This window comes from Streptomyces sp. CC224B, assembly GCF_030010595.1.
Classification (GTDB): Bacteria; Actinomycetota; Actinomycetes; order Streptomycetales; family Streptomycetaceae; genus Streptomyces; species Streptomyces longispororuber.
This window is the reverse complement of sequence record NZ_JASCXL010000091.1, coordinates 28652-38047: the sequence shown is the minus strand read 5'-3', so window position 1 is coordinate 38047 and position 9396 is coordinate 28652. Positions and strand designations below refer to the sequence as shown.

General features: G+C 74.6%; 8 protein-coding genes. All 8 read right to left on the bottom strand.

What is annotated here, in order from left to right; translation table 11 throughout:
- Positions 1-2565 (bottom strand): amino acid adenylation domain-containing protein (locus QK440_RS29965; RefSeq protein WP_282796367.1); only part of this gene is annotated, 2565 nt, incomplete at its 3' end.
- 129 nt (positions 2566-2694) lie between these two features.
- Entirely contained in the window at positions 2695-2916 is a 222-nt protein-coding gene (locus QK440_RS29960; protein WP_282796366.1) for an MbtH family protein, read from the bottom strand.
- The gene (locus QK440_RS29955) at positions 2913-3725 is read right to left on the bottom strand and encodes an alpha/beta fold hydrolase (protein WP_282796365.1); all 813 of its coding nucleotides are present in this window, start codon (positions 3723-3725) and stop codon (positions 2913-2915) included. The genes QK440_RS29960 and QK440_RS29955 overlap by 4 nt, the downstream gene beginning before the upstream one ends.
- 193 nt (positions 3726-3918) lie before the next feature.
- The gene (locus tag QK440_RS29950; protein ID WP_282796364.1) at positions 3919-4578 is read right to left on the bottom strand and encodes a DUF4097 family beta strand repeat-containing protein; all 660 of its coding nucleotides are present in this window, start codon (positions 4576-4578) and stop codon (positions 3919-3921) included.
- Between the two features lie 2 nt (positions 4579-4580).
- On the bottom strand, positions 4581-6905 hold the full coding sequence (locus QK440_RS29945; RefSeq protein WP_282796363.1) for an MMPL family transporter: 2325 nt from the start codon (positions 6903-6905) through the stop codon (positions 4581-4583).
- Positions 6906-7184: 279 nt separating this feature from the next.
- Positions 7185-7502 (bottom strand): hypothetical protein, encoded by a 318-nt coding sequence (locus QK440_RS29940; RefSeq protein WP_282796362.1) that lies wholly within the window; start codon positions 7500-7502, stop codon positions 7185-7187.
- On the bottom strand, positions 7495-7848 hold the full coding sequence (locus QK440_RS29935) for a winged helix-turn-helix domain-containing protein (protein WP_190138513.1): 354 nt from the start codon (positions 7846-7848) through the stop codon (positions 7495-7497). Before QK440_RS29935 ends, QK440_RS29940 begins: the two co-directional genes overlap by 8 nt.
- Positions 7849-7980: 132 nt before the next feature.
- Positions 7981-9234, bottom strand: coding sequence for an MFS transporter (locus tag QK440_RS29930; RefSeq protein WP_282796361.1), 1254 nt, complete (start codon positions 9232-9234; stop codon positions 7981-7983).
- Between the last annotated feature and the right edge of the window lie 162 nt (positions 9235-9396).

Sequence of the window (9396 nt, the reverse complement as noted above, 5' to 3'; positions counted from 1 at the left end):
GAGGGTGCCGTCGGGGCGCCAGCGGGCGAGGTCGCCGGTGCGGTACATGCGCGTGCCCGGGGCGGTGTACGGGCTGGGGAGGAACCGCTCGGCCGTCAGACCGGGCCGGTCGAGGTAGCCGCGGGCCAGGCCCGCACCCGCGAGGTACAGCTCGCCGGTGACGCCGACGGGCACCGGGCGCAGCGCCGCGTCCAGGACGAACACCTGCGTGTTGTCCAGCGGCGCACCGATCGGCTGAGCGTCCGCGACGGGTCCCTCCGGCAGCCAGTGGACGGTGGCGAACGTGGTCGCCTCGGTCGGGCCGTAGCCGTTGCCGAGCCGCACGCCGGGGCAGTGCTCGCGCACCCGGCGCAGGGCGGCCGGGGACACGGCGTCGCCGCCCGCGAGGACGGCCCGCATGCCGGTGAAGGCCGCCGGGTTCTCCGCCGCGACCAGGTTGAACAGGGCCACCGTCAGGAACGCCGCCGTGACGCCGTGGTCGCGCACCAGGGCGGGCAGCGACTCGGGCGTGACCTCGGCGGGGGCCACGACGACCCGGCCGCCGTTCAGGAGCGGTACGAACATCTCGTACGTCGAGGCGTCGAAGGCGTGCGGCGCGTGCATCAGGACGGCCTCGTGGGAGCCGTCGCGCCAGCGGCTGTCCAGGGCCAGGGCGGCCACCTCGCGCTGCGGCACGGCGACGCCCTTCGGCGTGCCCGTGGAGCCCGACGTGTACATCACGTACGCCAACTGGTCCGGGTCCACGGCGAGTCCGGGGTCGCCCGGGTCCTCGGGCCGCTCCGGGAGCGCCCCGGGGACCTGCACCAGCCGGACGCCGTCGGGCAGGCCCTCGACGGCGGGGCGGTCGGTGAGCAGCAGCGGGGCGCCGGTGTCGGTGAGGACGAAGGCGCGGCGCTCCGGCGGGTAGGCCGGGTGCAGCGGCACGTAGGCGCCACCGGTCTTCAGGACGGCGAGGACGGCGACGACGACGGCCGCCGAGCGCTCCATGAGCAGCGCGACCGGGGTCTCCCGGCCGGCGCCCAGGTCGCGCAGCCGGTGCGCGAGGACGTTGGCGTGGGCGTTGAGTTCGCCGTACGTCAGCTCGCGGCCGGGGCCGGTGACCGCGACCGCGTCCGGGGTGCGCGCGGCCCGCTCCTCGAAGAGCGCGGTGAGCCCGGCGGCGGGCAGCGGGCGCGCGGTGTCGTTCCAGTCGTGCAGGACGCGCCGCAGCTCCTCGCCCGGCATCTGGTCGACGCTGTCGAGCGGGACGTCGGGGGCGTCCACGACCTGGCGCAGGAAGTGCAGGAAGCGCTCCTGGACGGCTTCGAGGTCGGCGCCCGCGTAGCGGTCCGGGTTGCCGTCGACGTCGACGCGCAGGCCGCTGCCGTCACCCCGGTCGTACACGGCGACGGACAGGTCGTCGACGGGGCCGAGGCCGAGGTTGTGGGTGACCGCGCGGTGGCCGCCGAAGGACAGCTCGTAGTCGAAGGCCATGATGTTCACCACCGGGCCCACCAGGCCGAGTTCGCCGTCCCCGCGGCCGAGGTCGCGGCGGATGTCCTCATACCGGGTGAGCTGGTGTTTCAGCGCGGCGCGGGCCTCCCGGGACACGCGGGGCGTGAGGTCGGCGAGGCTGTCGCCGCGCTCCACCGTGACGTGCAGCGGCACCACGTTCGAGCAGAGCATGGGCGTGGAGCGCAGCTCCGGCGTGGTCCGGCCGGTCACCGGCAGGCCGAGCACGACCTCGCGGCGGCCGGTGGCGCGGTGCAGGAAGGCCGCGGTGACCGCGATCAGCAGCAGCGGCCAGCGCGTGCGGTGCTCGCGGGCCCGCGCGGCGAGCAGGCCGGTGAACTCCGGCGGGAGCTGCGCCGTGCGGCGCACGTACACCGCCCCGGGGTCGGCGGGCACCGGCGCGCCGGTCGCCATGGTGTCGCTCAGGCGCACCGGCTCGGCCGCGTCGCGCAGCCGCTCCCGCCAGAACTCCCGGTCCGCGGCGGCCTTCTCGCTCGCGCGGTACTCCGCGTCCACGTCGAGCAGCCGGGCCAGCGGCAGGAACGGCCCGACGCCGTCCTCGGCGGGGGCGCCCCCGGCCAGGGCCGTGTACTCCGCGGCGATCTTCCGCGAGACCAGGGAGCCGCCGTAGCCGTCCATGGCGATGTGGTGCATGCGCGCGTAGTAGAAGTACCGGTCGGGCGCGAGACGCAGCAGCGCGAACGCGCCGAGCCCGCCCACGGCCAGGTCGATGGGGCGCTCCAGGTCCTGGTGGATCCAGGCCAGGGCCTCGGCCTCGGGGTCGGCGCACCCGCTCAGGTCCCGGTGCAGGAGCGGGGCGGTGGGCTCCTCGCCCACGCACTGCCACAGCGAGCCGTCCGGGTCCTGCACCACCTTGTGCACCCGCAGGGCGTCCGTGTCGGCCATGAGCCGGTGCCACGCCGCTTCGAAGAGCGCGGGGTCCACGGGGCCCTGGATGTCCAGGTACTCGGAGATGGTGTAGGCGTGCCCGGTCCGGTCGAGCCCGTGGGCGAACCAGATGCCGGTCTGCGCCGCGGACAGCGGGAGTCGGGTGAAGGACGCTGCTTCGGACAAGGTGCTTCTTCCCCTGGTGAGTGGCTCGGCGGTGGGTGGCTCGGCGGTGGGTGGCGGGCGGCTGCCCGCCGGGGCGCGGTCCGGCGGCGGTGCGGCCGGGTGGCGGTGCGGCCGGGTGGCGGCGGCGGTTCAGCCCGCCGGGGACACCCGCGCGGAGCGGGGCCGCAGGTCCGTCCAGTGCTCCTCGACGTACGCGGCGCACGTGGCCCGGTCGGCGTCCGCGAGGACGGTGGTCCAGCCCTCCGGTACGGCGATCGCGGCGGGCCACAGGGAGTGCTGGTCCTCCGCGTTGACGAGGACCAGGTAGGTGGCGTCGGGGTCGTCGAACGGGCTGGTCGCCGTGGTGCTCATCGGCCGCCCCCGGCCGGGGCGTGGGACGCGGCCGCCGGGGCCGCGCCCGGCACGTCGGCGTCGAGGCGCGCGACGAGGAAGTCGGCGAGCTGCCGGGCCGCGGTCTCCAGGTAGAAGTGGCCGCCGGGCAGCGCGTGCGTGTCCTGGCCCGCGACGGTGTGCCGCGCCCACTCACGCGCGTCCGCGGGCGTGCAGGACGCGTCCTCGTCGCCGATGACCACGGTCACGGGGCAGGCGAGCGGCGCGCCGGGCGTGTGGGTGTGCCCGGCGATGAGCCGGAAGTCGGCGCGCAGCACCGGCAGCACCAGCTCGCGCAGCTCTGGCTCGTCGAGGAGCCGGGCCCCGGCCCCGCCGAGGGCGCGGATGTAGTCCATGACGGCCTCGTCGTCGGCGAAGGTCAGCGCCCGGCGGGTGTCGACGTGCGGGGCCTTGCGCGCCGAGGCGAACAGCCTGACGGGCGCGCCGGGATGGCTCGCGCGCAGTTTCCGGGCCACCTCGAAGGCGACGGTGGCGCCCATGCTGTGGCCGAAGAACGCCGTGGGCCGGTCCAGGGTCGCGGCGACCGCCCCGGCCAGCTCGGCGGCCAGCTCGTCCAGGGTGTCGGGCACCGGCTCGGTGAAGCGGTCCTGGCGGCCCGGGTACTGCACGGCCGCCACCTCGACGGTGTCCGGGAGGTGCCCGGCCAGCTCGTGGAAGGCGCTGGCGGCCCCGCCCGCGTGCGGGAAGCAGATCAGGCGCAGGCGCGCGGCGGGCCGGGCCTTGAACACCCGGAACCAGGCCGCGCCCGCGGCGGCGTTGGCAACAGTCATGAGCGTGGAACCCTTTGCTCGGGGCCGAGAACGGCGAAGTCCCGGACGGAAAGGATCCGTCCGGGACCGTACTGTGCCTGCCGGGCCTATATTTTTTCAGTGCGCCGGGGCGTGGCCCGCGGCGGCCGGGGAAGGACCCGCGGCGGCCGGGAAGGGCCCGCGGTACCCGGGAGCGCGGCGTGCCCCAGGTGCGTCAGCTGGCGGTGACCGTCACGTCGCCGCCCTCGCTGCGCGCCGTGATCTTGTTGCGCGCGGACTTGTCGTGGGTCACGCCGACCTTGCGCTCGCCGCCGGCGGTGCTCGCGTCCACCGCGTACGTGCCACCGGGCACCTTCACCTCGACGTTGCCGCCGGCGGTGTCGGCCTGGACCCTCCCGGGCTTGGCGGTGAAGGCCAGGCTGATGTCGCCGCCCGCGGACTTGGCGGTGACGTCGGCCGCGAGGCCCTCGCCCTCGACGTCGCCGCCGTCGGTCTCGGCGGTCACCGTCAGGGAGCGGGGTATCTCCAGGCGGTAGTCGACCGAGCAGTCGCCGGACTCGCAGCCGCCGTCGGTCAGGTCGACGGTGCCGCCGGTCACGGAGTGGCTGGTCTTCGGCTTGCCGTCGGTGTACCGGAGCGTCTCGGTGACCTTGACGGCGGTGCCGTCGGTGGTGGTGACGGTGATGTTGCCGCCCTTGGTGCTGACCTCCAGGGCGGTGGCCTTCTCGGTGATCTCGTACGAGGTGCTGCTGGTCTTCTTCTCCTCGCCGGTGGGGTCGCACGCCGTGAGGGCGAGCGCGGCGGCGGAGACGGTGAGGGCGGCCGCGGTGAACTTCCTGGCGCGGGCTGCGCTGTTCTGGTGCATGCGCTTCATGATCAGGCATTCCTCGTCAGTGCGGGAGTCCGCTCGGCGGCCTCGGTGGGGGTGGTCGACTCGGGGGTCTCGGGGGCCTGGGAGGTCTCGGTGGCCTCGGGGTCCTCGGACGCGGTGGCGGCGTCGGTGTCGTCGTCCGCCGGGGCGGGGCGCGTGCCCCAGGCCCGCTCGCCGAGGAGGGCGAGCGCGGCGGGGAAGAGGACGCCGCGCACGAGCGTGGCGTCGATGGCGATGGCGGCGGCCATGCCCACGCCGAGCATCTTGTAGTCGATGCCGGAGAGCGTCGCGAAGAGCGCGAACACCGCGATCATCACCACGGCGGCGCTGGTGATGACGCCCGCGCTGCTGCCGACGCCGTCGACCACGGCCTGCTTGGCGCTGTCGCCGCGCAGCCAGCGCTCGCGGATGCGGCTGAGGATGAACACGTGGTAGTCCATGCTCAGGCCGAACAGGATCACGAACATGAACAGCGGCAGCCAGTTGACGACGCCGCCGAAGGAGTCGAAGCCGAGCGGCCCGGCGAGCCCGCCGTTCTGGAAGCCGAGGACGACGACCCCGTAGGCGGCGCCGATCGACAGCAGGTTGAGCAGGACGGAGACCACGGCGACGAGCGGCGCGCGGAACGCGGCGATGAGGATCACCAGGGCGAGGGCGAGGACGAAGCCGATGACCCAGGGGGTGCGGCCGTCGAGGACCTCGGCGAAGTCGTGCAGGCCCGCGGTCTGGCCGGTGACGGCGTAGTGCAGCGACCCGGCCCCGGCGAACGCGGCGGGCAGCGCCTTCTCGCGCAGGCTCTTCAGGGCCTCGGTGGAGGTCGCGTCGGTGCCGCTGCCCGCGAGCGGGACCTTGACGCTGAGCACGTCGCCGACGCGCTGCGCGGTGACGGGCTCGCCGAGCAGGTCGCTCTTCGCCGCCTCGGCCCGCAGCGCCCGGACGGCCTTCTCGGCGGCGGGGCCGGTGGCGCCCTCGCCCCAGACGACGACCTGGGCGGGGGAGGGCCCGCCGGGGAAGGCCTCCTGGAGGCGGACGCCCGCGTCGACGGCCGCGATGCTGCGCGGCAGCGAGTCGATCTGGCCGGGCTGGCTGAGCTTCATGTCCAGCGCCGGCACGGCGAGGGCGGCCAGGGCGAGCAGGGCGGCGCCGCCGAGCACCAGGGGGCGGCGGACGACGGCCCGGGCGGTCGCCGTCCAGGCCCGGGAGGAGCCGGCGGCGGTGCGGGCGCGGCCCAGGAACGGCACCCGCAGCGCGTCGACCCGGCGGCCGAGCAGCGCGAGCGAGGCGGGCAGGACCGTGACGGAGCCGAGGTTGGCGAGCCCGACGACCAGGATGGTGCCGACCGCCATGCCGTTGAAGACGTCGACGCCGGTGAGGAACAGGCCCGCCATGGACAGCATGACCGTGATGCCGGAGACGACCACGGCGTGACCCGAGGTGCGGGCGCTGATCCGCAGCGCCTCGCGGGGCAGCTTGCCCGCGGCCCGCTCCTCGCGCTCGCGGCGCAGGTAGAACAGCGAGTAGTCGACGCCGACCGCCATGCCGATGAGCAGGACGACGGAGGAGACGGTGCTGTTGGCGGGGATGACCGTGCCGACCAGGCCGAGCAGGCCCAGCGCGGCGAGGGTCGCGGTCGCGGCGAGGAGCACCGGCACGGCCGCGGCCACCAGGGCGCCGAACACGAGCACCAGGATGACCAGCGTCACCGGCAGGGACAGCGTCTCGGCCCGGGCCAGGTCCTCGTCGGCGGCCTTGTTGACGGCCTTCGTCAGGGACAGGTCACCGGCCATGGCGACGCGCACCCCGGGGTGCGCCTTCTTGACCCGCTCGACCTGGGCGGTGACCTCGGCGAGCCGGGCGTCGGCCTTGGCCGCCGGGCCGGGGACGGTGAAGGTGACGAGCCCGGAGCGGCCGTCCTTGGAGACGAGCTCCTTCGCCGCGGCGGCGCCGTCCAGCGGCGAGGCGACGTCCGTGGCGGCGCCCTTCGCCCCGCGCAGCGCCGCGGCCACGTCCTGCGCGGCGGCCTCGAGACCGCGGCTGCCGGTGAACTTCCGGTCCCGGTCCACCGCCTCGATCAGCACGTTCTCGCGGTAGGACTCGTCGGTCCGCTGCTCGCGCAGCACCTGCTGGGCGCGGCCGGACTCGCCCGCGTCGGAGGTCTTCGCGCCGCTGCCGGCGGCACCGCCCGCGAGGACGGCGAGGACGACGAGGAGGAGCCAGCCGCCGATGGTCTTCTTGGCGTTGCGGGCCGACCAGCCGGCGAGGCGCTCGGTGAGCGGACCGCGGCGTTGCCGCGCCCGCCGCGGCGGCGTGGGGGGTGCCAGGGTGGGCATTACAGTGTCTCCTGCCAGTGGAGTGCGTTCAGGTGTCGGACCTACGACGCAGGCGCCATCGACCGCCCCGGCCTTCGGTTCCTAGGCCTTGCCGGGGTGGTGGGGACAACGGCGCGTGCGCTCCGGCGCGCTTCTCGGCGGGGCCGCGCGTCCGGGTTGCCGCCCGGCGCGCGGTCCGCGTACGGCTCAGGGAGCCGGTGCCACGCGATCACTCGATCAATGGATCACTCAGCACGCGATGACGCGATGACGCGATGACGCGATGACGCGATGACGCGATCACTCGATCTCGCGCATCATCCGCTCCATCGACGTGACGGCCTTGCGGGCCTGCGTCAGCTCGTCGGTGGTGCGGCGCTGGATCTCGACGTTGTCCTCCAGGAGCTGGGCGTACTTCTTCGCCAGCTCGCGGTACTGGTCCTCGCGGGCGGCGAGCATCCGCGCCCGCCAGGTGGCGGCTATCTGCCAGACGACCACGATCAGGAGCAGGCACACGCCGCCGACGGCGAGGGTGCCTGCCGGGTCGCTGTCCCAGCCCTGGGCGAGGGTCACTGAAGGCGTCGGGGACGTCGGGGACATCGGGGCAACCTCACTCACGTTCTTTTCCTTGTCCGCTCTCGGCCCGGTCGGTCAGGGTCCGGGTCGCTTCGGCGATGCTCTCCGGGGTCAAGTCCAGTGCGAACCGGGACACTTCGTAGTACTTCACCGTCTGTCCGCCCGTGGTCTCCTCCAGCGAGCCGGACACCAGGCCGACCGCTTCGAGGCGCTGGAGGTGCATGTGGAGCAGTGGGCGGCTCATGCCGAGGTCGCGGGCGAGTCTGCTGACGTAGTTGCGTCCGCCGGAGAGGGCTCCGACGATGCGCATCCGGTGCGGATTCGCCAGCGCCGCCAGGACCTTGAGCAGCTCGTTTCCCGTGAGGGCGGGAACGTTGGTCACGTTCATCACCGCGCCCCCTTCCGTGTAAGAAAAACCTTACGGCCCCTCCCGAGGGGCTGTCAACGATCTCTGACAGCCCTGTCAGAAGTTTTTTATGGCCCCGTCAGGCTTTTCTGACGGCGGGGGCTCCGTGCCTGGTCAGGGCTGTTCCGGCGGCCGTTTGATGACGGGCGCGGAGAGCGCCACGGCGGTCAGGACGGTCATGCCGATGGACACCCCGAGGACGGTCGTGCGGGTGCCGAAGGCGGCCAGGAGCGCCCCGCCGAGGAGCGCGCCGAGGGAGTTGAGGCCGGAGCCGACGAGGGTGAACACGGAGCTGACCCGCCCTTGGAGCGCGTCCGGGGTGACCTGCACCTGGTGCACGCCCGCGGCGACGTTGAGCAGCGCGCCCGCCGCGCTGGTGCCCGCGCCGAGCGCGCCGAGCGCCACCGGGTGTCCGACGAAGCCGACCGCACACATGAGGGCCGCCCACAGGGCCATGGCGAGGACGAGGATCTCCTGGATGGGGAAGCGGCGCATGAACCACGGCGCCGTCATCGCGCCGAGCACGCCGCCCGCGCCGCCGAGCAGGCCGAGCACGCCGACCATGTACGGCTCGTAGCCGCCCTCCTTGATGATCAGGACGAGGGCGAGGGCGAGCACCTGGAAGGCGAGGTTGCTGCCGCCGACCAGGAGGATCGCGGCGCGCATGAACCGCTGCCGCCACACCCAGGCGACGCCCTCGGCGATCTCGGTGCGCAGGGCGCGCGGCGCCGGCCTGTCGGTGTCCTGGAAGTCCTTGCGGATCGCGGACAGGGTGAGCAGCGCCACCAGGTGGGTGAGCGCGGCGACCCCGAACGGCAGCCACCGGAAGGCCGTGAAAAGGACCGAGCCGAGGGGCTGGCCCAGCAGCCCCGCGGCCCGCCCGCGCGCCTCGTTCTGCGCGAGCGCCGCCGACAGGTGGCTGGGGTGCACGACGTGGCGTACGGCGGCCCGCTCCGCCAGCCGGTAGAGGATGACGGCGGCGCCCTCCAGGAAGGCGGCCGCCATCACGTGGTGCACCCACAGCCGCCCGCCGGCCAGCGCCACCACGAGGCTGGCCATGCTGACCAGGCCGACCAGGTCGCACCCGAGCATCACCCGGCGCCGGTCCCAGCGGTCCACCAGGACCCCGGCGGGCAGCAGCAGGAGGAGCTGCGGCAGCAGCGCGGCGAACCCCACGAGTCCGGCCTGGGCCGGGGACCCGCCGCTCCACAGCATGAGCAGCGGGTAGGCGGTGGCGGCGACGCGCGTGCCGAAGAGGGAGGCTCCGGCGCCGGTCCACATCAGCCTGAAGTCCCGGTTGCGGCGCAGCGGGGGGACGGGCTCCGTCCCGGTCGCGGCCGGTGGGGGCGAGGGTGTGGTCGAAGGCACGTGGGCTCCTGGCTCTCTTGCTTCTCGGGGGCTGGTCGGGGGCTGATCGGGGGCTGGTGGGGTGCTTCCGGGGGCTTGCCGGTCGCTGTCCGGGTGCTTCTCGGGTGGGCCCGGCGACGGGTACGGGGGGCCGCGCGCGGCCCACGCAGCGCGGCCCGGCCG